The sequence below is a fragment of the Domibacillus sp. 8LH genome (assembly GCF_038806185.1).
GTDB classification, from domain to species: Bacteria; Bacillota; Bacilli; order Bacillales; family Domibacillaceae; genus Domibacillus; species Domibacillus indicus_A.
On the sequence record NZ_JAVJNG010000003.1, the window covers coordinates 15,331 to 36,985 of the forward strand.

At 44.0% G+C, this 21,655-nt stretch carries 24 protein-coding genes; 19 read left to right on the plus strand and 5 right to left on the minus strand.

Annotation, left to right across the window (positions count from 1 at the left end; all coding sequences use genetic code 11):
- Nucleotides 1-19: 19 nt before the first annotated feature.
- Entirely contained in the window at nucleotides 20-619 is a 600-nt protein-coding gene (locus tag RG959_RS06530) for a TetR/AcrR family transcriptional regulator (protein ID WP_342796450.1), read from the minus strand.
- Nucleotides 620-737: 118 nt separating this feature from the next.
- Between RG959_RS06530 and RG959_RS06535 the strand changes: the two genes are divergently transcribed.
- Nucleotides 738-1,289, plus strand: a complete 552-nt coding sequence (locus tag RG959_RS06535) for a hypothetical protein (RefSeq protein WP_342796451.1) — start codon at nucleotides 738-740, stop codon at nucleotides 1,287-1,289.
- Nucleotides 1,290-1,659: 370 nt separating this feature from the next.
- Here RG959_RS06535 and RG959_RS06540 read toward each other — a convergent pair whose 3' ends face one another.
- A complete protein-coding gene (locus tag RG959_RS06540; RefSeq protein WP_342796452.1) occupies nucleotides 1,660-2,547 on the minus strand; it encodes an exonuclease domain-containing protein in 888 nt (295 codons plus the stop codon).
- Nucleotides 2,548-2,607: 60 nt separating this feature from the next.
- On the opposite strand from RG959_RS06540, the gene RG959_RS06545 reads away from it, so the two are divergent.
- The 18 genes from RG959_RS06545 to RG959_RS06630 all read left to right on the plus strand — a co-directional run bounded on the left by RG959_RS06545 (nucleotide 2,608) and on the right by RG959_RS06630 (nucleotide 18,217).
- Nucleotides 2,608-2,844, plus strand: a complete 237-nt coding sequence (locus RG959_RS06545) for a hypothetical protein (RefSeq protein WP_342796453.1) — start codon at nucleotides 2,608-2,610, stop codon at nucleotides 2,842-2,844.
- A 99-nt stretch (nucleotides 2,845-2,943) separates the two neighbouring features.
- On the plus strand, nucleotides 2,944-3,084 hold the full coding sequence (locus RG959_RS06550) for a 3-methyladenine DNA glycosylase (RefSeq protein ID WP_242232282.1): 141 nt from the start codon (nucleotides 2,944-2,946) through the stop codon (nucleotides 3,082-3,084).
- A 79-nt stretch (nucleotides 3,085-3,163) separates the two neighbouring features.
- Nucleotides 3,164-4,117 (plus strand): TRM11 family SAM-dependent methyltransferase, encoded by a 954-nt coding sequence (locus RG959_RS06555; protein ID WP_483298856.1) that lies wholly within the window; start codon nucleotides 3,164-3,166, stop codon nucleotides 4,115-4,117.
- A 447-nt stretch (nucleotides 4,118-4,564) separates the two neighbouring features.
- Nucleotides 4,565-7,045: a bifunctional 2',3'-cyclic-nucleotide 2'-phosphodiesterase/3'-nucleotidase gene (locus RG959_RS06560; protein ID WP_342796455.1), complete on the plus strand. Its 2,481-nt coding sequence runs from the start codon at nucleotides 4,565-4,567 to the stop codon at nucleotides 7,043-7,045.
- 99 nt (nucleotides 7,046-7,144) lie between these two features.
- Nucleotides 7,145-8,170, plus strand: a complete 1,026-nt coding sequence (gene desA / locus RG959_RS06565; RefSeq protein WP_342796456.1) for a Delta(5) desaturase DesA — start codon at nucleotides 7,145-7,147, stop codon at nucleotides 8,168-8,170.
- A gap of 70 nt (nucleotides 8,171-8,240) precedes the next feature.
- The gene (locus RG959_RS06570; protein WP_342796457.1) at nucleotides 8,241-9,374 is read left to right on the plus strand and encodes a sensor histidine kinase; all 1,134 of its coding nucleotides are present in this window, start codon (nucleotides 8,241-8,243) and stop codon (nucleotides 9,372-9,374) included.
- Entirely contained in the window at nucleotides 9,371-9,970 is a 600-nt protein-coding gene (locus RG959_RS06575; protein ID WP_309086896.1) for a response regulator transcription factor, read from the plus strand. The genes RG959_RS06570 and RG959_RS06575 overlap by 4 nt, the downstream gene beginning before the upstream one ends.
- 103 nt (nucleotides 9,971-10,073) lie before the next feature.
- Nucleotides 10,074-10,370, plus strand: coding sequence for a DNA-binding protein (locus RG959_RS06580; RefSeq protein WP_342796458.1), 297 nt, complete (start codon nucleotides 10,074-10,076; stop codon nucleotides 10,368-10,370).
- Nucleotides 10,371-10,432: 62 nt separating this feature from the next.
- The gene (locus tag RG959_RS06585; protein ID WP_342796459.1) at nucleotides 10,433-10,828 is read left to right on the plus strand and encodes a hypothetical protein; all 396 of its coding nucleotides are present in this window, start codon (nucleotides 10,433-10,435) and stop codon (nucleotides 10,826-10,828) included.
- Between the two features lie 394 nt (nucleotides 10,829-11,222).
- On the plus strand, nucleotides 11,223-11,852 hold the full coding sequence (locus RG959_RS06590; protein ID WP_342796460.1) for a GTP pyrophosphokinase: 630 nt from the start codon (nucleotides 11,223-11,225) through the stop codon (nucleotides 11,850-11,852).
- Nucleotides 11,853-11,919: 67 nt separating this feature from the next.
- On the plus strand, nucleotides 11,920-12,804 hold the full coding sequence (locus RG959_RS06595) for a foldase protein PrsA (protein WP_342796461.1): 885 nt from the start codon (nucleotides 11,920-11,922) through the stop codon (nucleotides 12,802-12,804).
- Between the two features lie 243 nt (nucleotides 12,805-13,047).
- A complete protein-coding gene (locus RG959_RS06600; RefSeq protein WP_342796462.1) occupies nucleotides 13,048-13,851 on the plus strand; it encodes a GDSL-type esterase/lipase family protein in 804 nt (267 codons plus the stop codon).
- A gap of 67 nt (nucleotides 13,852-13,918) precedes the next feature.
- The gene (locus RG959_RS06605) at nucleotides 13,919-14,512 is read left to right on the plus strand and encodes a TerD family protein (RefSeq protein ID WP_342796463.1); all 594 of its coding nucleotides are present in this window, start codon (nucleotides 13,919-13,921) and stop codon (nucleotides 14,510-14,512) included.
- Between the two features lie 89 nt (nucleotides 14,513-14,601).
- Nucleotides 14,602-15,024, plus strand: coding sequence for an organic hydroperoxide resistance protein (locus RG959_RS06610; RefSeq protein WP_251270454.1), 423 nt, complete (start codon nucleotides 14,602-14,604; stop codon nucleotides 15,022-15,024).
- Between the two features lie 15 nt (nucleotides 15,025-15,039).
- Complete coding sequence (locus RG959_RS06615) at nucleotides 15,040-15,519, plus strand: glutathione peroxidase (RefSeq protein WP_342796464.1); 480 nt, start codon at nucleotides 15,040-15,042, stop codon at nucleotides 15,517-15,519.
- Nucleotides 15,516-15,965 carry a MarR family winged helix-turn-helix transcriptional regulator gene (locus RG959_RS06620; protein WP_342796465.1) on the plus strand — a complete coding sequence of 150 codons (450 nt, stop codon included), beginning with the start codon at nucleotides 15,516-15,518 and terminating at the stop codon, nucleotides 15,963-15,965. Before RG959_RS06615 ends, RG959_RS06620 begins: the two co-directional genes overlap by 4 nt.
- Nucleotides 15,966-16,040: 75 nt before the next feature.
- Nucleotides 16,041-17,858, plus strand: a complete 1,818-nt coding sequence (asnB, locus tag RG959_RS06625) for an asparagine synthase (glutamine-hydrolyzing) (protein WP_342796466.1) — start codon at nucleotides 16,041-16,043, stop codon at nucleotides 17,856-17,858.
- Between the two features lie 59 nt (nucleotides 17,859-17,917).
- The gene (locus tag RG959_RS06630; RefSeq protein WP_242232266.1) at nucleotides 17,918-18,217 is read left to right on the plus strand and encodes a hypothetical protein; all 300 of its coding nucleotides are present in this window, start codon (nucleotides 17,918-17,920) and stop codon (nucleotides 18,215-18,217) included.
- Nucleotides 18,218-18,301: 84 nt separating this feature from the next.
- Here RG959_RS06630 and RG959_RS06635 read toward each other — a convergent pair whose 3' ends face one another.
- The 3 genes from RG959_RS06635 to RG959_RS06645 are packed head-to-tail and all read right to left on the minus strand — an operon-like array spanning nucleotide 18,302 to nucleotide 21,608.
- Nucleotides 18,302-19,156, minus strand: a complete 855-nt coding sequence (locus tag RG959_RS06635) for a transglutaminase family protein (protein WP_342796467.1) — start codon at nucleotides 19,154-19,156, stop codon at nucleotides 18,302-18,304.
- Nucleotides 19,157-19,192: 36 nt separating this feature from the next.
- Entirely contained in the window at nucleotides 19,193-20,158 is a 966-nt protein-coding gene (locus RG959_RS06640) for an alpha-E domain-containing protein (RefSeq protein WP_342796468.1), read from the minus strand.
- Complete coding sequence (locus tag RG959_RS06645) at nucleotides 20,139-21,608, minus strand: circularly permuted type 2 ATP-grasp protein (protein ID WP_342796469.1); 1,470 nt, start codon at nucleotides 21,606-21,608, stop codon at nucleotides 20,139-20,141. Before RG959_RS06645 ends, RG959_RS06640 begins: the two co-directional genes overlap by 20 nt.
- Nucleotides 21,609-21,655: the final 47 nt, after the last annotated feature.

Below are 21,655 nucleotides of genomic sequence, written 5' to 3' on the forward strand. Positions count from 1 at the left end.
TTTGTAACCCTGCTCCTTTTTATATGTTTGCTTCTTCGACGGGCTGGTGAAATAATGTGTTCATATGATGAACAATCACCTTTTTTATTTTCTCCTTTGACAGCCGCTTAGGGTGAAGCATCGCATGAAGGGCAAGACCGTCCACTAGAGCATAAAGCCGTTCGATTTCCAGATTTACATCCACTTCTTTTTTCAGCAATCCGCCCTCGAACAGTCCTGTCATAATCCGCTCGATCCCTTCACGTATGCCATCCTCCTCTTCTTGGGCATACGGCAGGCTGTTCATGACAAAGTGAAACCAGACAGACATCTCTGTCTGGCTTTCAGCATCGTATGGAATAAGCTCAAGCAAGATGCGAATACTAATTTGTTCTGGAGAATCCTCTGATTGCAAAAGGCGGTTAATCCGGATAGATACCCGCTCTTTAACGAGATCCATCGCGTATAGGAGCAGTTCCTCCTGGGAGGAAAAATAATGACGTAGCGAGCCGAGAGAAACCCCGGCTTCAGCAGCAATGGCACGAACGGTCGCCCCTTCTATTCCCTTTTTTACAATAATAGTCCAGGTTGCTTCGGCAATTTGTTTTTTTCGCTTTTCGTGATCGACGATTTTTGGCATATACCGATTGTAACAAAAAAGAGGGCAATAAACCATTTTTTTAATACGATTGTATTTAATAAGAAAATGTGTTATCTTTTAAATAATACAAATGTATTATTTAAAAGAGGGGGAAAAGATGGATACCGTTGCCTGGCTTATTATTGCGTGTGAAGCAGCGTTTTGGGTGGTTATCGGAGTGGGTTTAACAATAAGATATGTATTCCAAAAGGAAAAAGCGGGTCTGCTTTTTTTAGCGCTTACCCCCATAATAGACTTGCTGCTGCTTGTATTTACAGTAACAGATCTTCAAAGAGGAGCATCGGCCAGCATGGCTCATGGCATTGCGGCCGTTTATATCGGTGTTTCCATTGCTTATGGGAAAAGCATGATCAGATGGGCCGATGAGACATTCTGCCACTATGTGCTGAAAGAGGGCAGCAAGCCGGTGTCGAAAACAGGCTTTGCTTTTGCTAAGCAGGATTTGAAAAACACTATACGCCATGTTTTCGCTTACGGAATTGGAGCCGGGCTGCTGTATGGTATCATCCTGCTGGTTGCCGGGGGAGAACGAACAGAAGCACTCTGGCAGATTTTGCGCATTTGGACGCTTGTATTAGGGATCGATCTTCTAATAACAGCCAGCTATTTCATTTGGCCAAAACAGAGCAAAAAGAACGTCCTCAAATAAGAAGTGCGTACTTTCAGACTGTAGACAAATGATAGGGATGACCGTACACATAAATGGGATAGATCAGCGGCGTCCGGGCAGCTCCGCTTTCCATGGGTCAGGCGCTGAGCCCGGCTTCGCCTGGCGGTTCTACCGGTCTCCGCTGCCCGCTAGTCCCATACATAGGAGGCTGCGCCGCCCTCCCGCCGCCAATTGGCTTGCGAAAAGATTGTATAGAGTGAATAAGGTCGTGTTTTTCTGTGTAAAAAAGAGGAAATTTCTATTCATTTCTTGCTTATGGATCTTCTAGACCACTTATCGGCTCTTTTTAAAAACGAAAGACTTTGGCTACACACTGAAAGAACGCACTCAAATAAGAAGTGCGTTCTTTTTATAAACGGATTGCTTTGAAAAATTTTTGCTCAGAAACGAGCTTGATGGCTCCGCCTTTTGACTGCCAGTTTTTTGCCCGTTGAATTTGGGCGGAAAGCTGTCCGTCTCGGTATTTTTTCGCATCAGATTCACCGACGATTAAATAATCAGTGTTCTTTTTAACGGTAGGATGAATGCTGGCACCAAGGCTTTGGACAATATGGATGGCTTCCTGCCGTTTCATAGACGTAAGCGTGCCGGTAAATGAAATGGCTTTTTGCGCAAAAGGATGTACGCCCGCATCTGCTTTTGGCTTTTGAACTGGAGCCGGCTTGTCCGGCTTCTTTTTGCGAAAAGACTCGCCGTGAATATAGCCGAATCCATACTGCGCTTCCTGGAGAAAGGCAGCAAGCGAAGCGTGGCGTTCCATCATACCGTTTACCACGACTGCACAGGCAACGGCATCTTCCAGCGCATTATGATGATTGAATGTAAAGTTAAAGTGGCCGGCTACTACATTCAATTTGTTAGAAGGCAGCTTCAACATAGATTTTGCCAGCATACAGGAACAGAAATATGGATTATTCGGCAGGGACAGCCCATGTTTTTGAGCTGTGCTGCGCAGGACGCTAATGTCGAATTGGGCAAAGTGAGCCACAATTGGATCCTCTCCGATAAAAGCCATTACTTCATCGAAAATATCGCTAAACGAGGGCGCGTTCGCTACATTTTCCGGCCGGATGCCGTGCACGGCGATATTCCGGCTGTCAAACCGCTCTTTCGGATTAACAAGCGAATAGTACGTTTTTTTGATTTCTCCATCGACTACTTTTGCCAGCCCAATCGAACAAACACTGCTTCGGCTGGCGTTCGCCGTCTCGAAATCAAGTGCAGTGAAATTTTTCACGTCTGGATCATCCTTTACGTTAATCATAGTTATAGTAGAATAAGTGTACTGGTTTTAGGTATGAAATACAATCCGGCGTATGGTACACTAGCAGAAAAAGCAGGTAAGGCAGGTAAGATGATGATTAAATTCGGCTGGGCATTAACAGTTATTGGACTAATCGCTATTTTGAGCGGGCTTCTTTATCCGATGGGTGTCATTCCAAAAAATACGTTTCTCATCATGCTCGTTGCAGGCGCACTCGTCATGTTTATTGGATCAATGGTGCGAACGGTGGGCATCTTAAAAAAGAAGTAGTCCTTTTGCTTTTAAATGGTGCCAGATTATAATCTTTGTTTATTTTCAAGAAAATGTGGAAATAACGTAAAAGAGACAGATCAAAGGAGGCACATTCACATGACAGAAGAAAACAAACAGTCCAATGACTCAATAGAGCAGCAACGAAAGAAAGAGCGCGGTGAAGATATCGAACCGCAGCGCGCACAGGATAAAAAGGAAAAGCGCCCTGAAGATAAAAACCCTGACGATTTCGAATAATCGTCAGGGTTTTTTATTTTCCATGAAAAAAAGGAGCCCAATGGAGAAAAGTATGTCAAAATAAATGAAGCAGAGGATAATAGAAAGAAGGATCAATGTGAACGAATTTATTTATACAGTGAATTATAGTGAGGAAGACGAAGAACTGGCTGAAATGGAGCTGCGCGCTTTTTTCGGTTCGTCTGCCTCCGGGCCGGTAGTGAAAAGCAGTGTCGATCTGGATGTAAATCGAAGCCCGTTTATACGGGAAAAAGTAGAAGTGCTTCTTGAGGCGGATTCGGTGGCTGACATCGTTCAAAAAGCTGGCAGCATCGATATAGGAAGTGAAACATTTAAAGCGATTTTTGTAAAAACGAACGACCTTCCGCCTGAAAAAAAGGTGGAATATCAGGAACGGCTGGAAATTGAACGAGCCATTGGCTGGGAAATTATTGGGGAAGCGGACTTGAAAAATCCGGATCACCTTTTTGGCCTTGTGGCTTGCGGCGGACACTGGTATCTGGGGCGTTATGAGAAAAACAAGCGTGTATGGATGAAACATATTCAAAAGCCGCGTGAATATTCAACAGCGCTCAGTGCCCGGGATGCCCGGGTCATGGCGAATATTGCTGTACCGGAGCCGGAAGGCATTCGGGCTGTCGATCCATGCTGCGGGATCGGGACTGTTTTAGTGGAAGCTTTATCAATGGGGATGGACATTGAGGGGCGCGATATCAATCCGCTTGTTGTCGGAGGCTCGCGTGAAAACCTGGCTTACTTTGGCCTCGAAGGCTGTGTCACACTCGGACCGATTGAAGAAGTAGAAGAGCATTATGATGTAGCGATTATTGATATGCCATATAATCTGTATACACATGCAACGCCTGATGAGCTGCAGTCCATTTTAACACATGCACGGCGCATTGCCGACAGGCTCGTTGTCGTGTCTATTGATCCGATTGAAAAAATGGTTGAGAAAGCAGGTTTTGCTATTCAAGACCGCTGCATTGCAAGAAAAAGTACTTTTTCCAGACGCATTCTCTCCTGTTCATAAGAAGGCCCTTCCCTTCAAATGTATGAGGCTTCCCATAAAAGCCTGCTTTCGCATTTTGCTCGAATGCTGATACATTTCAGTTGAAATGTATCAGACTGTAGACAAATTATATGGACGACCCGTGCACATGAATGGAATGGATCGGCGGCGCTTTCCATGGGGCAGGCGCTAAGCCCGACTTCGCCTGGCAGCTCTACCGATCTCCGCTGCCGCTAGTCCCATAGGAGTCTGCGCCGCCCGTGGAACGCGAAGTCCGGCAGGCTTCACTTATCGGCTCTTTTTTAAAAGCGAAAGACTTTGTCTACGCACTGAGACATTTCAGTTGAAATGTCTTTTTTTATTTGACATAATGTAAAGTTTTATTGAGATAATTGTAAATTTTCTCATTTATTTCCGCCGATCATGCTATAATTCCTATATTTAAAAAATAGTTTAGGGGGCAGTTGAATGAAAAAAGCGTGGACAGTAGGAACCGTTATTGCAGCAGGATTATTTGTGCCGCAGATGGCACAGGCAGCTGAAGATACTGTAAAGCTGCGTATTGTAGAAACATCCGATCTTCATTCTAATGTAATGAACTATGATTATTATAAGGATTCGGCGACAAACGCCTACGGGCTTGCTAAAGCGGCTGCCTTAATCAAACAGGTGCGCGGGGAAGCAGACAACAGCATGCTTTTTGACAACGGTGATTTAATTCAAGGAAGTCCGCTTGGTGATTACGTATATAACAACAGATTAATGAAGGAAGGCTATATTCACCCGGTATACAAAGCGATGAATCAACTTGGCTATGATGCAGCAACAATCGGCAACCATGAATTCAACTACGGGCTTGAGTATATGGATACAGCGCTTAGCGGAGCAGCGTTCCCATACGTAAATGCGAACGTTTATGACCCGGAAGGAAATCCTTATTTTACGCCGTTTAAAATCATTGAAAAAGAAGTAAAAGATACAGACGGAGAAGTACATACAATTAAAGTCGGCGTTACCGGCTTTGTACCACAGGACATTATGAAATGGGATGCCAAGCACCTAGAAGGAAAACTGGTGGTGGAGGACATTGTAAAGTCCGCTCAAAAGGTGGTGCCGCAAATGAAGGAAGCGGGAGCGGATGTGATTGTGATTCTTTCGCATTCCGGCATTGCCGAGTATGACCAGAACGGCGTCATGAAAGAGTATACAGAAGGCATTGAAAACGCTTCTTATTATTTAACGAAAATTCCAGATGTGGATGCTGTTTTAACAGGCCACCAGCATTTGAGCTTTCCGAATGCGGCCAAGCCGTCTTTTCAGGATGGAAGCGGTATCGATAACACAAATGGGACGATTAATGGTGTTCCGACAGTTATGCCTGGTTCATGGGGCAATAACGTTGGGCTGATTGATCTCCAGATTCAAAAAGTGAACGGAAAATGGGATGTAACAAGCGGAACTGGTTCTCTTAAGCCGATTACATCCGGTGATGTGACTGTAGAAGCGGATTCTGCTGTTGCAGCATCTGTTCAAGCCGAGCACGAAGCGACGATTAAATATATGGAGACACCAGTAGGGGAGCTCAAAGGAAATTTGAATACGTACTTTGGTCTTGTGCGGGATAATGCGGCAATGGAAATTTTAAACCGGGCACAAACGTGGTATGTAGAAGATGCACTGAAAGGTACGCAGTATGAGAACCTTCCTGTTCTTTCAGCAGCGGCACCATTTAAAGCAGGACGCGGCGGCGTAGAAGATTATACGGATGTCCAAGCAGGTACGCTCGTGCTGAAAAACATTGCGGATCTGTACCTATACGACAACAACGTCGTCAATGCCATTAAAGTAAACGGTGCCACTTTGAAAGAGTGGCTTGAATGGTCAGCAGGACAGTTTAACACGATCGATCCGGCAAAAGGAGATGGACAAGCACTGATTAACCCGGATTTCCCGACCTACAACTTTGACGTGATCGACGGCGTTACCTATGAGATCGATGTGACATCCCTGCCGAAATATGACAAAGGACAAAATGTAATCAACGCATCGGCAAACCGAATTAAAAATTTGGAATTTAATGGCGAACCGGTAACAGATGAGATGGAGTTTATCGTAGCCACCAATGATTATCGGGCAGCAGGCAGCAAGCTGATGAATCCAGGCGGCGTAAACACGGTATTAAAAGCACCAGATTCCAACCGCCAGGCGGTAATGAATTATGTAAAGGAATTCAAAGAAATTGACGCAGCAGTGGATAACAACTGGACATTTGCCAAAACAAAAGCGAAAGCAACGTTTACCTCTAATCCAAAAGCAGAAGCGCTTGCCGAAGAAACGGATAACATTAGGTATACGGGCAAAACCGATGAAAAAGGATTTGGCATTTTTGAGCTTGACTTAAACAAAGGCACAGCAGGTGCGCCGCCCTTTGCAGACGTGCCAGCGGATCACTGGGCAGCTGAGTATATCGCGGCACTCGCTGAAGCAGGCATTATTAAAGGCAAAACAGATACAACATTCGATCCTGAAGGCGATGTGACACGCGGCCAGTTTGCGAGCATGCTCGTCCGTACCATGAAATGGACGGCCCAAAAAGAAACATCGTTTGTCGATGTAAAGGGCCGGCTGAAGCAGGATATTACGGCTGCATTCGAAGCAGGTGTTGTGAAGGGCACAACAGCTAAAACGTTTGAACCGGCTAAATCGATCAGCCGTGCCGAGATGGCAGCCATGCTCGTGCGCGCTTATGAAAAAGAACACGGAGCAGTTAAAGTAACGGGCTCTATGCCGTTTAACGATGTAGGCCAATACCGCACATCTATTCAACAATCCATCCAGAAAGCGTATCAGCTCGGCTTGATGGAGGGAACAGGCAAAACATTTAAGCCGGGCGACACGGCAACACGGGCCGAGGCGGCAAAAGTGCTTTATTTGCTCGGCCAAAAATAAATATGACACTTGTCATATTTATTGTATGACGGGTGCTACTGCACAACACGTTTTCTTTCCGCTATAGTAAAGTTATTACTGAGCGGAGGGAACGTAAACATGAGCAAAGAACATACAAAAATTTTACGAAAACAAGTAGCTCCCTATGAAAAATCTGATACGCATAAAAGCATCTTTCAATTAATCAACACAATTGGCCCGTTTTTGCTGGTCTGGTTTCTTGCATACCAAAGCCTGCAAATTTCCTACTGGCTGACACTCGGGTTATCGGTAATCGGTGCCGGGTTTATTACACGCATCTTTATTATTTTTCACGATTGCTGCCACCACTCCTTTTTTAAGAACCGCAAGCTGAACCGGGTAGTAGGCACGATCACAGGTGTTTTAACGTTTTTCCCGTATGACCAGTGGCAGCACAGCCATAATGTCCACCACGCAACAAGCTCAAATCTTGACAAGCGCGGTACAGGGGACATGTGGATGCTGACGGTTAATGAATATTATGAAGCGCCATTGAAAACACGTATTGCCTACCGTTTATATCGCAATCCGTTTATCATGTTCGTTATTGGTCCAATATGGGTGTTCTTGATCACCAACCGTTTTAACGTGAAAGGCGCCCGCAAAAAAGAACGCATGAACACATACTTAACGAATGTGCTTCTTCTTCTTGGCGTCGCTCTTATGTGCTGGCTCGTCGGCTGGCAGGCGTTTCTCCTTGTACATGGCCCGATGTTCTGGATCGCCGGTGCGATGGGTGTGTGGCTGTTTTATGTGCAGCATACCTTTGAGGATTCGTACTTTGAAGAAGATGAACATTGGAGTTATGTAAAAGCAGCAGTGGAAGGAAGCTCGTTTTACAAACTGCCACAGCCGCTTCAATGGATTACCGGTAATATTGGCTTTCACCATGTGCATCATTTAAGCCCGCGCGTGCCAAATTATCAGCTTGAAGCAGCGCACTCAAATTCCGAACCGCTTCAAAGTGTTCCGACTATCACACTCTGGACCAGTATCCAGTCTGTAAAGTTTCGCCTTTGGGATGAGGAACAGGATAAATTCGTTACATTTAAACAAGCTAAAAAAACATATGGCTCATTTGGTAAACGAAGTGCCATTCAGTAGTTTGAAAAGCTGTCCCCACTCAAGTGAGGGCAGCTTTTTTATGGTAAAATAAAAACAAAAAAGGTGTTGTATGAAAAAAAGATTCGCATCGTTTGGGAAAAGCTCCGGCTTGTCTCCTTATATATGGATTATTTTAAGCTTTCTGCCGTTTTATTTTATTTTTCAGTCGTCGTCCACGAATGAAATTGTCATCGGCATTACATTGACGATTTTGTTTTTTATCAGCTTCAGGTTTGCTTTTTTATCATCCAGGTGGCCGGTTTATCTCTGGGTCTGCCTTCTTGTCGGCATTTCTGTAGCCATGACGGTTATGTATCAGTTTATTTACTTTTCATTCTACATTGCCTATTACAATGGAAATATCCGTAAGCGTGCGGCTTTTATAACAGCTTACGTGATCCACCTGGTCAGCACCATTGGTTCTATTAACTATAACCTTGTGATTCAGGACCCGCTGTTTATTCAGCAGATTCCCATTATTGTCATCGTATTTATTGGCATTGTACTGCTGCCCTTTTCATTGTACAACCGAAAAAAACAGGATAAGCTTGAAGCTGAGCTGCAACTTGCCAACAATCGGATTGCTGATCTTGTGAAACAGGAGGAACGCCAGCGGATCGCTCGTGATCTGCATGATACGCTTGGCCAGAAGCTTTCCCTCATTGGGTTAAAAAGCGATTTGGCACGCAAGCTGATCGAAAAAGACCCGGAACGGGCAAAGGGAGAGCTGCTGGATGTGCAGCAAACGGCACGAACCGCACTGAATGAAGTGAGAAACCTTGTTTCGTCCATGCGGGGCATCCGGGTGAATGATGAAATTGTGCTTGTTCAGCAAATGCTGCGGGCTGCACAAATTGAGTATACAGGCGCTGATTCTTTTCAGCTTGTAAATGTATCGCTGTTTGTGGAAAATGTGCTCAGTATGTGCATGAAAGAAGCGGTAACGAATATCGTAAAACACAGCCAGGCCTTTTCCTGCCATATATCGATTGAGCAGCTTGAGGATTCCGTTCGAATGACCGTAAAAGATGATGGTGTAGGGCTCAGCCGCCAGGATATTGGAAAAGGAAGTGGACTGCCTGGTATGCGGGAGCGGCTTGAGTTCGTAAATGGAAGTTTAGAGATCCGAAGTGAAAATGGCACAGTTTTAGTTATGACGGTACCGAACAATGTCACACAGCATGACAGGGAGGGAATGAAATGATTCGCATTGTCATTGCAGAGGACCAGCGCATGCTTCTTGGGGCACTTGGGTCGCTGCTCAGCTTGGAAGATGATATAGAAGTGGTTGGACAAGCTGCAAATGGAGAAGAAGCTGTTGCACTTGTGCGGGAGCTGCAGCCGGACATTTGTATAATGGATATTGAAATGCCGCTGAAAACAGGGCTTGAAGCGGCTGAAGAATTAAAAAATGATGCATGCAAGGTGATTATTTTAACGACATTTGCCCGCACAGGCTACTTCCAGCGGGCGCTAAAAGCAAAAGTAAGCGGATATTTACTAAAGGACAGTCCAAGCGATGAACTGGCGAGCTCCATCCGTAGTATTATGAATGGCCGAAAAGTGTATGCGCCGGAATTGATGGATGACTTATACAGTGAAGAAAATCCGCTGACGGAACGTGAAAAAGATGTGCTGGCTCTTGTTTCAGAAGGAAAAAGCACAGGAGAGATTGCGAAGCAGCTGAATTTAAAAAACGGGACCGTCCGCAATTACATCTCTACGATTTTCGATAAGCTAGAAGTGAAAAATCGAATAGAAGCCATTTCTCAATCTAAAGAAAAAGGCTGGTTTAAATAATGGAGGGCGTGCAGAAGCACGCTTTTTTTATGGAAGAAAAAGAGATGAGGGAGGCCATTCGCTCATAAGATAAAAAAGCACAGAAGAAAAAGGAGGACAAGCTGTGAGTTTATTTTTAGGCGCTGGTATTGCACTGGCCGGCTATTTTATCGGAGACGGGCTTAAAAATTGGAAAAATCCATCTGAAAAAACGTTTATCGATCATTTCAAGCGAAGAGGTCAGTCTGAGCTTATTCAGGAGGATACTTTGCATCGTTTTTTTGGCGCACCGAAGCAGGATACGAAAGAACTGCTTCAAAAATATCGGGATATTCCATCTATTGATGTAAATGGAAAAACGTATTTTTCAAGAACTTCTCTCCACCAGTGGCTGGCAGCACGTAAGATTCGTTCCGATTAACAGGCTCAAGCTGTATAAATAGCGTTCATCTGCCTAAGACTAAAGAAAAAAGGAGGGATAAAGTGGATACAAACCTGACATTGATCCTCGGAAAAATAATGGGAGAACTATACGATCTTCAAAGCCGGCAGGGCATTGACAAAGCCGAGAAAGGCCATATTTACGGACTTAAAAATGGATTTGAAGAAGCGCTGACGAAAGAATTCGGGGAGCTCTCCGTTGTCCGGAAAGAAGAAGTGGAGACGGTGTACCGATATTTTTCTCCTTTTATGGAGGCAAAGACGGAAACAGACGAGCTTCCCCCCATTGAAGAAATGCGGGCACAGATGGAGAAAAAGGGGATTTCTCAAGACCGGTTTATTATCATTTTAAGATACTTGAATGCATGTGACAGGATCAATGTTGATGTAAACCAATTTGGAGACTTTATGTTAATAGGCGGACATGACGAAAAGTAAGTATCCTTTATGGGTACTTCAGACTATAAACAAATTATATGGATAACCGTGCACATGAATGGGATGGATAGGCGGCGTCCAGGCAAGCTCCACTTTCCATGAGACAGGCGCTGAGCCCGCTAGTCCCATAGGAGTCTGCGCCGCCCTCCCGCCGCCAAGTGGCTTGCGACAAGATTATATAGAGCGAATAAGGTCGTATCTTTTTGTTTAAAAAAGAGAAAATGTCTATTCGGTCCTTGTTTATTGATCTTCAACACCACTTATCGGCTCTTTTTTAGAAGCGAAAGACTTTGTCTATACACTGAAGCATCCTTTAAGGGTGCTTTTTTCATTTTATTTTCACTTTCTTCCGCTACGATAAAAGGCAGATCACGTTACAAAGGAAGTGCGATAGATGGAGCAGGAAATGGATGAATGGAAAAAACTGATGCTGATTCACAAATTTGCGCTGGATGAAGTAAATACCAAGCTGAATATTTTAAATGAAGAGTTTCAGCATATCCACCAATACAACCCGATTGAACATATTAAATCGCGATTGAAAAATCAGCATGGCATTATTCAAAAGTTAAACCGAAAAGGTTACGCGTTAACCCCGGAAAATGCACGGCGCCATGTGCACGATATTGCTGGCATTCGCATTACATGTTCGTTTGCATCTGACATCTACCATGTGCTGCAAATGCTCAAGCAACAGCGGGATATTCAACTTGCACATGTAAAAGATTACATCAAACAGCCGAAACCAAACGGCTATCAAAGTTTACATGCAATCATTGAAATTCCTGTTTTTATGGCGGCTTCAACCGAAAAAACGATGGTTGAAGTGCAAATCCGTACGGCTGCTATGGATTTCTGGGCGGGACTGGAGCATAAGCTGTTTTATAAATTTGACGGTGTCATTCCGCCCCGCCTGCAAAAAGAACTGAAAAGTGCAGCGGACACGATGACCGCGCTCGGTCAAAAAATGGAAGCGATCAAGCAGGAAATGGATTTTGTTAAAAACGGCGGAACATTCATTTGACTTTCACCGTTTTTTCACTTTTGTTTTTTATAATGAACTCGGAAAATAAATAGCAGGGAGAGAAAAAATGAACGCTTTAAAAAAAGGAAAAACGTATGTATGGGCTGCGATTATCGCAGCAATAGCGGCGGCTGGATTCTTTTTTGCCACAGCCGGCAGCAGTGCAGAAACGATTGCGGAGGTAGGCGGAACCAAAATTACGAAAGATGATTTGTATGATTCACTTGTAAAAATGTACGGAGCAGACGCAGCGGAATCGTTAATTGCGGACAAGATTGTGGAAAAAGAAGCCACTAAGGAAAAGGTGCAGGTGACGGATAAGGAGATTCAAGAAGAACTGGACGCAACCATTGAGTCGTACGGAGGAGAAGAAGCGTACAAGTCAGCGCTTGAATCAAGCGGTATGACCGAAGCAGATATGAAAGAAGAAATTAAAGTATATCTTGAAACGGTGAAACTGCTTGAGCCACGCATCGAAATCACAGATGAAGAAATCGAGACTTATTTTAATGAAAACAAAGATACGTTTGCCACATCTGAACAGGTAGAAGCCAGCCACATTTTAGTAGATGACGAAGCGACAGCAAAAGAAGTTACAGCGAAGCTTGCAGACGGGGAAGACTTTGCAGCGCTGGCAAAAGAATATTCTACCGATACAACAAGTGCGGAAAATGGTGGTGAGCTGGGCTACTTCGGTACAGGGGAAATGACCGAGGAATTCGAGAAAGCCGCTTTTGCGATGGAGATTGGTGAAATCAGCGAACCGGTTAAAACCGATTACGGTTATCATATTATTAAAGTAACAGGAAAGAAAGAAGCGAAAGCCGCTAACTTGGAAGACAGCAAAGAGGAAATTAAAGAAACGCTCAAGCAGGAAAAAATGTCGAGTGAATATACAACCTGGCTGGAAGAAAAAAAGGAAGATTATGATATTTACAATTCATTTGAATAAAAGAAAGAACTCTGTCCTTGGGGCAGAGTTCTTTTTCTTCTCGACAGCATGGGTCTTGTTTCTAAAAAAAGTGGGTATGGATAAAAGAAGATGGGAGAAAACGGATTTTGGGGACGTTGTTTTGCAGCCCTTTTTCCTCAAACAGATTAGTTGTGAAAACAGCGAAATCGTACGTATAATGAACAATTAATACGGCAACAATGAACAGTATTTCCGAATAAAAGGAGGAACAAAGAAAGAGGCATGAAAGTCATCGCCACCATTTTAAGTGTTGTAGCAGTGTGTGTGGCAGGTTTCGCGATTTGGATTTATTACCCGCAATATCAGATAGAACAATTAAAAGAAGGACCGCAGACGCTTGCAAGTGAGCAGAAAGAGACATATATCGATTATTTCCGCGAAAGTGACAAGCAGGTACTTCGCCACCTGGCAATTGGAGATTCTATTATTACCGGTTTTGGTGCACCGCCGAAAGAAAATCTCGTGAAGTCTTTTTCGGAGAGCCTTGAGTCATCCATCCAAAAAGAGGTTGAATTCCAAAACGAAGGCATTAATGAAATTACAAGTACTGAATTAAACCGTCTCGTGCAAGGCGGCGAGTTTGATGACCAGATCAAGAAAGCGGATATTGTGACGATTAATATCGGCGGCAATGATATTTTGCAGCTTGGCTTCCAAAAAGGGTTTTATGAGGCTGTTCAATCCGTGGATTCGCTTCAAAAAACATTTAATACCAATCTGACCGACATCATGGAGCGGGTGCATACGTTAAATCCGGAAGCCACGGTTTTGCTATTAGAATTGTACAATCCGCTTGATAAAGAATTTGAATTGTATTCAATGGCAGACCGGCTCCTGCCAAGATGGAACCTTCAATTTTACGAGCTGGCAGCCAAGCACGATTATGCGGTTGTCGTTGATACAACTGAAGTAATCAATAGTGAAACACCGCAGAATGTGTCAGATGATGGGATTCATCCGAACGAGTTTGGCTACCATGCTATCGCGGATCAAATGCTGTTTCAGCTTCAGCAGGAAGTACGGTAAAAACGAGCGGGCTTTTGCTTGGAAAGAAAGCCCGCACCTGTTAGGATGAAACAAAAGGGGGATTTGCATGAAACCGAACCGGCTGAAAGGATCTATAAAAATTGCGTTAGGATGGGATGGAAACGCTTCGCTTTTTGACCTGGATATGATGGCGCTGCTTGTAGATAGGGAGAACCGTGTGCGCTCAAGTGAACATATCGTTTTTTACAATCAGCTCACTGCTTTCGACGGAGCGCTTCTTTTATCGAGCGATAATCAAACAGGAGCCGGCAGCGGTGATGATGAAGAGCTTTACGTACAGCTGTCGATGCTTCCTGATACAGTGGATAAAATTGTTCTTGCCATTGCCCTTCACGAATCGGGCGGGCGGACATTCTGCGATGTGAACGCTGCATTTGTCCGGATGATCAATGATGAAATAAAAGAAGAAATTGTCCGGTATGAATTAGGAGAAGACTTTTCGGACGCAGCCGGCGTCGTGATTGGTGATGTCCGACGGGCAGAAAAAGGCTGGAGAATCGTTTTGACCGGAAGTGGTGTATCCGGCGATTTTCGGTCTATTTGTCGTGCGTACGGTCTCACATCCTTGCCGGAAGGGTTTTTCAATAAGAAAAAAGGAATGAATAAAATCTCCCCGCTGCATATTGAGAAGCTGTTTTAAATAAAACAGCTTTTTTAGTTGTGTTTTTTATTTGAATCGTGTACGATTTAATCGCAGAAGATTTAAAAACGATTAAAGGAGTTTTTCGAATAAAACCTATTTTTGAAACAACAATTATTAACACAGGCGGACGCGACGGAGAAGTTCATTCACCGGACAACATTTTTAATTTAGACGTTGAAAAACCACAGGCACTTGGCGGCAATGCGACAACAGCTACAAATCCAGAGCAGTTATTTGCAGCGGGCTACAGTGCATGCTTTAACAGTGCACTTGAATTGATGCTTGAACAGGGAGGCGTTGAATTCCAAAGCAGCCAGGTTATAGCAACCGTTGCTCTTTACCCGGACAAAGCCGATAAAGGTGTTAAGCTTGGTGTTAAGCTTGAAGTGTCCATTGAAGGAGTAGATCAAGCAACAGCAGAGGAATATGTGAACAAAGCGCACCACTTCTGCCCATATTCAAAAGCGATCAGCGGTAACGTTGATGTTGAATTGTCTGTAAAGCAATAAGGAGGAGGGAGTTCTGTGACAACTGTTTACGATTTTAGCGTTAAAAAACCGAACGGCAATGAAATGCCGCTAAAAGAGTACGAGGGCAAACCGCTGTTGATTGTCAATACGGCAAGCAAATGCGGATTTACGCCGCAGTTTGGCGGCCTGCAGTCTTTATATGAAAAGTACAAAGACGACGGTTTTGTTGTTCTCGGGTTTCCGTGTGATCAGTTTAATAACCAGGAATATGACGATATCAATCAAACGACCGAATTTTGCCGGGTAAACTATGGTGTTACGTTTCCCATCTTTGCCAAGGTTGATGTAAATGGTGTGGGGGCACACCCGCTGTTTGTTCACTTAACAACCGAGAAAAAAGGGATGCTGTCCAAAAAAATCAAATGGAATTTTACAAAATTTCTCGTCGACCGAAACGGGCGGGTTGTCGAGCGGTATGCACCACAGACAAGCCCTGAAAAAATAGAAGAGGATGTAAAAAAAATCCTATCATGAATGATTTCCGCTCACTGAACAGCCAGCTTTGTTTTGCTGTTTATGAAACAGCTGGCGAGTTTAACAAGCTGTATACAAGCGTATTGCAGCCGTTTGGACTTACGTATCCGCAGTATTTGGTGCTTTTGGCTTTATGGGAAAAAGATGAAGTAACGATGAAAGAGCTTGGTGCAAGGCTCGACCTTGGTACTGGAACACTGACACCGATGATTTCACGTATGCAGGAAAATGGATGGGTGCGTAAAGAGCGCTCCAAAGAAGATGAACGAAAAGTATTTATCTATTTAGAGGAAAAAGCGCACCAGCAGCAGAGGGCTATTACGAAGCGTGTCGCAGAGGAAATCGAACTTTGTCAAATTAACGTGGACGAATACAAAGAATTGATGACCAGGCTTAATGATCTGCATCAAAAACTTAAAAAAAGAACAAATTCCGCTGATGCGTAGTGCATCGGCGGAATTTTTTTGTTGTCATGTTTCGGACAGGTCGCGCATATCGTATTACGGGAAAGGGTGATGCGCATGTGTGGCATAACAGGCTTTGTACATTTTAATCAAGAGCTTGCCAGTAAAAAAGAAACAGTCCGCCAGATGGCGCAGACACTTGAAAAACGGGGACCGGACGATTTTAACATTTGGACAGCGGAACATGTAGCATTTGGTCATACGCGGCTTGTCGTCGTAGATCCGACAGGCGGGATCCAGCCGATGACGCGCGGAACGTACACCATTGTATACAACGGTGAGCTGTACAATACGGAAGAAATCCGGGCTGAGCTCAAAAAGTGCGGCCACTCATTTCAAGGACATTCGGACACGGAAGTGCTGCTTTATTCATTTATCGAGTGGCGTGAAAAGTGCCTGGAGCGGCTAAATGGCATTTTTGCGTTTGGTGTGTGGGACCAAACACGTGGGGAGTTATTTATGGCACGTGACCGGCTCGGTGTGAAGCCGTTATTTTATACAGAAAAAAATGGCGCGTTTATTTTCGGCTCAGAAATCAAAGCGCTGCTTGCCCATCCAGATGTAAAACCGGAACTTGACCGATTAGGCTTTATGGAGCTGATCGCGATCGGACCGGGCCGTACACCGGGACAGGGAGTGTTTAAAGGGATAAAAGAGCTTCGGCCGGCGCACGCGCTAACTGTAAAAAAGACCGGGGTGAAAGTATGGAGATACTGGAATGTACAGAGCGCCCCGCATGCTGATTCCCTTCCTGAGACAGCCCTGCGAGTCCGGGAGCTGCTGCAGGATGCCGTAATGCGTCAGCTGACGGCAGATGTACCGGTGTGTACCTTTCTGTCTGGAGGGGTAGATTCCAGTGCAATCAGTGCATTTGCAGCTCAGTTTTTCGACACACCGCTTCATACGTATTCGATTGAGTACGAAGACAACAGCCGCTTTTTCAAGCAAAACGTTTTTCAGCCGGGGGAAGACCGGCCATGGATCGAAAAAATGCAGCAGCACATTGGCTCCGTTCATCACACAAAAGTGATTGATCAGGAAACATTGGCTCATGCATTAAAAGAAGCCATGTGCGCGCGTGACCTCCCGGGCATGGCCGATGTGGATTCGTCCCTGCTTTGGTTCTGCCATGAAATCAAGCAGGACTTTACTGTCGGCTTGTCAGGAGAGTGTGCAGATGAAGTGTTCGGCGGGTATCCGTGGTTTCACCGGAACGGATCGGAAGAAGGATTTCCGTGGATTACCTCCATGCAGGAAAAATCCCAGCTGTTAAACGATAAATGGCGGCAGGTTCTTCCATTGAAAGAATACGGACGGGAGCAAAGCGGCAAACTGCGGGACGAGACACCAAAGCTTGATGGGGAATCAGATGTGGAGCGCCAGCGCAGAGAGCTGTTTTATTTGAATATGGTATCATTTATGACCGCACTTTTGGAACGAAAAGACCGGATGAGTATGGGGGCAGGACTGGAAGTGCGTGTACCGTTTGCGGATCACCGGCTTGTTGAATACGTCTGGAACATACCGTGGGAGATGAAAATGGCAGACGGGCGTGAAAAAGGCATTCTTCGAAGAGCACTGGATGGTGTTCTGCCGGGAGATGTGCTGTATCGGAAGAAAAGCCCGTATCCAAAGACGCATCATCCAGCGTATACAGCAGCCGTGTCAAGCATGCTGCAGGATATTTTAAAGAAGGATACACCGCTCTTGCACTTTTTCTCAAAAGAAGGACTTGAGAAACTCGCACAGACCGGCGGGGCGTCTTTTCAATATCCGTGGTTTGGCCAGTTGATGACTGGACCGCAGCTTGTTGCTTATTTTATTCAAATGCACGAATGGTTTGAGGAATATTCTGTTAGGTTTTATGACAAATAAGATGTTTTTGAGCAGGAAATCGGGGAATATAGTAATCAAATACGAAAGGAGTGCTGAAAATGAAAACAAATAAAATGACATGTGTATATAGAAACGGGCAAGGTGAGTGGAAACAAGGCGAGTCGTTTGAAGAAGAACTCAAGCTCGGCGAAGGCACTCACTTTCATATCAAGTGCGGCGAAACATCAAAGTTTTACGAAATGGTTTCAGACCGTTATATAACAGATCGAAAAGACCGTCAAAAAACATTTTATAAATTTGAAACACCCGATGGCTATAAAGCAGGAGACCGCTTTTTCAGCGTTGCTTATATAGACCATCGCAATCAGGATATTACATTTGACATTCACAGCGAATAAACCTGCTTTACATGTTTTTATCATAAAAAAGGGGTTATTCCAAAGTCGAGGGAGTGGACTTTTGGAATACCCCCTTTTTATGTGTTAAAGAGACTCCAGTTTTTTCACACTTACTTTCACCTCAAGTGTCTGGCTGCCGCCTCTGTAAATCCCTTGAAGAGGGCTGACATCTGTATAGTCCCGGCCAATGCCAATTCGAATATGATTTTCTAGTGCTTCTACATTATTGGTTGGATCAAGCCCAATCCAGCCAATTCCAGGCACCATCACTTCTACCCAGGCATGGGAAGCTGAGTCGCCAATAAATTCCGCATTGTCTCCTGTGTATAAATAGCCGCTGATATATCTGGCTGGGATCCCTTTTTTTCTAAGCATGCCGAGCATAACATGCGTATAATCCTGACAGACGCCTTTTTTCAAAGCGAAAGCTTCCTGGGCCGTTGTACGGACATTCGTGGCTTCAGTATCATACGTAAATGTCTTATGCAAATACCGCATTAATTCCAGTGGAAATTGAACAGGATTTTCAATATTACCGACAGACTGCGTCATTTCTTCTACTTGTTCCGGACTAAGAAAGGTATATGTATTTTCCTTTAAAAAAGGAAGATAGTGCTCTTTGAACCGCCTTGAATGAAAAATGGACTTCATTTCAGAAGAGTATTCAATTCGTTCAATAAACGGCGCCCGCTGAATGCTGACAACAGAAGTCGTTTTTACTTCTAATGAGCGATGTTTTTGTGGGATAAGAAAGCTCTCCACGGTATTTCCCCACAAATCTATACTTTCTTTTGTCATAGAAGGAGGAGTAATATCAATCTGATAAGAAAGCAGATGCTGGCATTCGTCCGTACTTGGTTTTAAACGAATATGGTTCATGCTTTGGTCCACATCATTTTCGTATTCGAAAATATTGGTATGGGTAATTTCATACTTCATAAAGCCATCACTCTCCAAGTGCGTTGGTTTATTCGTTCACATAATAGATTCACGCTCCATTAAATAATACGTCTCAGAGAATATTTTGCCAAATTCTATGCAGCGATTTAACGATTGAAACAGGAAATATTCCATTTCTTCTTCTGCCAGGCTGTTCAGGTAATCTTCATGAAACTCTGTCATCATCGTATCGAGCAGCGCATACATCCGCCAAGAATAATGGGACACTTTTTCATTTTCTAATTTTTTTATGGCTTCCCAAATATGGTCTATACAGTAGCGGATCGAGCGTGGGAAAGAGACGTCTGTCACGAGAAACTTAATCACACAATCCGGATTGATAATAGGAGAAAAACGGTTAAAGTATGTGTCAGCTCCGTTTACAAACTGCAACGCAGAACGCCAGGCAACATCATCGGTCGTGGTTTCGCCAGCCTGTTTTGATTTTTGGTAAAAAACGTGCAAAATACGCGCTGTTTTCTCTGCCCGTTCAAGCCATCTGCCGATCTTCATAAAGTGATAAGGAAGATCACGTGCCATAGAAGCGTCTATCACACCTGTTGCGGTAAACGATGTTTTTTTAATTTGATTTAAAAAGAGATGGATATCCGGAAGAGAGCAGTTTACTGTCTGCGGTATCTTCGGAAGAGACAAATAAAATTCATTCCAGACCTCCCACAGCTCATTCGGGATATGATTGCGGGTAATGCGGGCATTTTCGCGAACGATTGACACGGTATTTACGGTCGAATTTATATTTTCTTTTGAAAATGTTAAGTAATCTACCATGTTATCTAATTGTATATTATTATACAAAAAAGAAAATTCCTCTTTTGACGAGCAAATATCAAGAACGGTTTCCCAGTCATCTTGTGCCGCCGTTTCCTGCTCGGATGATTCGAGCATTTTGATCAGCTGCATACTGAGGATATGCGCGTTTTGCTCTGTTCTTTCACCATTTCTAGACATCCAATATAATGAATCAGCGACTCTGCTTAGCATGCTGTGATTCCTCCTTTAATACCCAAGTATCTTTTGCTCCTCCGCCTTGTGAAGAGTTCACAACGAGTGAGCCTTCTTTTAACGCAACACGTGACAGGCCGCCTGGAAAAACATTAATGTTTTCCCCTTTCATCACAAATACACGAAGGTCTACATGGCAAGGATAAAAGCGGCCATACTGATAAACCGGTGCTCGTGACAGCTTGATGGTCGGCTGCGCAATATATTGATTTGGGTTTTCCATAATTTTCTCTTTGAAAATAGCGATTTCTTCTTCAGACGCGTGCGAGCCAACCAACATATCGTAGCCTCCAGAAGCTCCTACGTTTTTAACAACAAGCTGGTCAATATGCTTAAGCACCCATTCGCGCTGTTCAGGATTTCGCAGCATATAGGTTTCCACATTTGGGATAATTGGTTCTTCGTTTAAATAGTATTTGATCATATCAGGTACATACGCATAGATCGCTTTATCATCTGCAGCCCCGTTGCCGATGCCGTTTACGATCGAAACATTTCCTGCCCGGTACGCATCGAGCAGGCCGGGAACGCCTAAACGGGAATCTTTTCGAAATGCCTGTGGATCAAGAAAATCGTCATCAATACGCCGATAAATAATATCAACCCGTTTTAGTCCCCTGATTGTTTTCATGTAGACGATTTTGTCCTTAACAATCAGATCCCGCCCTTCAACAAGAGAAATATTCATCCGCTGTGCTAAAAAAACGTGGTCATAGTAAGCGGAGTTATACATGCCGGGTGTTAACAAAACAGCTCGTGGATCGGCGGTTGTTCTTGCATTTTTAGGCAGATGGGACATTAAAGCAGCGTGCAGGTGGCCGATTTGTTCTTCCAGCATGTTAAGGGAATGCTTTGAAAAGAATTCCGGGCAAACCTGGCGCATCACATACCGGTTTTGATATACATATGACATGCCGGAAGGGTTTCGCAAGTTGTCTTCAAGTACTCTGTAAACACCTTTTTCATCTTTGATTAAATCAATGCCTGCCAAAAAAATATAGTTTCGAAGCGGGATGTCTACCCCGCCTGCTTGCTGGTAGTAAAAATAAGGGTTTTGTTCAATGAGGTCACGCGGAATAATCCCGTCATTCAAAATATTTTGACTATGGTAAATGTCATCTAAAAATAAATTTAATGCTTTGACACGCTGCACCATTCCTTTTTCGATTTGCTTCCACTTGTCAGCTGGAATAATAATAGGAATAAAATCGAAAGGCAGCGTCCGCTCGGTCCCGCCCTCATTTCCGTAGACGGTAAACGTTATACCCTGACGTAAAAAATTTAAATTCGCTGTATCCTGTTTTTCTTTTAAATCTTCAGGATTCAATTGTAGAAGGGAGTTATAAAAACGCTGGTAATGTTCCCTCGGATTTCCGTTTTGGTCAATCATTTCGTCGAAATAAGGATCACTATTGTATGGTTTAAACATTGTCAGGACTCTCCTTAAAAGTATTTATTGTAAGAATACAACAAATG

Excerpts from the sequence above, each read along its gene's own strand:
- RG959_RS06530 (WP_342796450.1), bottom strand. The coding sequence starts at position 619 with ATGCCAAAAATCGTCGATCACGAAAAGCGAAAAAAACAAATTGCCGAA.
- RG959_RS06535 (WP_342796451.1), top strand. The coding sequence starts at position 738 with ATGGATACCGTTGCCTGGCTTATTATTGCGTGTGAAGCAGCGTTTTGG.
- RG959_RS06545 (WP_342796453.1), top strand. The coding sequence starts at position 2,608 with ATGAAATACAATCCGGCGTATGGTACACTAGCAGAAAAAGCAGGTAAG.
- RG959_RS06550 (WP_242232282.1), top strand. The coding sequence starts at position 2,944 with ATGACAGAAGAAAACAAACAGTCCAATGACTCAATAGAGCAGCAACGA.
- RG959_RS06560 (WP_342796455.1), top strand. The coding sequence starts at position 4,565 with ATGAAAAAAGCGTGGACAGTAGGAACCGTTATTGCAGCAGGATTATTT.
- desA (WP_342796456.1), top strand. The coding sequence starts at position 7,145 with ATGAGCAAAGAACATACAAAAATTTTACGAAAACAAGTAGCTCCCTAT.
- RG959_RS06570 (WP_342796457.1), top strand. The coding sequence starts at position 8,241 with ATGAAAAAAAGATTCGCATCGTTTGGGAAAAGCTCCGGCTTGTCTCCT.
- RG959_RS06575 (WP_309086896.1), top strand. The coding sequence starts at position 9,371 with ATGATTCGCATTGTCATTGCAGAGGACCAGCGCATGCTTCTTGGGGCA.
- RG959_RS06590 (WP_342796460.1), top strand. The coding sequence starts at position 11,223 with ATGGAGCAGGAAATGGATGAATGGAAAAAACTGATGCTGATTCACAAA.
- RG959_RS06595 (WP_342796461.1), top strand. The coding sequence starts at position 11,920 with ATGAACGCTTTAAAAAAAGGAAAAACGTATGTATGGGCTGCGATTATC.
- RG959_RS06600 (WP_342796462.1), top strand. The coding sequence starts at position 13,048 with ATGAAAGTCATCGCCACCATTTTAAGTGTTGTAGCAGTGTGTGTGGCA.
- RG959_RS06605 (WP_342796463.1), top strand. The coding sequence starts at position 13,919 with ATGAAACCGAACCGGCTGAAAGGATCTATAAAAATTGCGTTAGGATGG.
- RG959_RS06620 (WP_342796465.1), top strand. The coding sequence starts at position 15,516 with ATGAATGATTTCCGCTCACTGAACAGCCAGCTTTGTTTTGCTGTTTAT.
- asnB (WP_342796466.1), top strand. The coding sequence starts at position 16,041 with ATGTGTGGCATAACAGGCTTTGTACATTTTAATCAAGAGCTTGCCAGT.
- RG959_RS06630 (WP_242232266.1), top strand. The coding sequence starts at position 17,918 with ATGAAAACAAATAAAATGACATGTGTATATAGAAACGGGCAAGGTGAG.
- RG959_RS06635 (WP_342796467.1), bottom strand. The coding sequence starts at position 19,156 with ATGAAGTATGAAATTACCCATACCAATATTTTCGAATACGAAAATGAT.
- RG959_RS06640 (WP_342796468.1), bottom strand. The coding sequence starts at position 20,158 with ATGCTAAGCAGAGTCGCTGATTCATTATATTGGATGTCTAGAAATGGT.
- RG959_RS06645 (WP_342796469.1), bottom strand. The coding sequence starts at position 21,608 with ATGTTTAAACCATACAATAGTGATCCTTATTTCGACGAAATGATTGAC.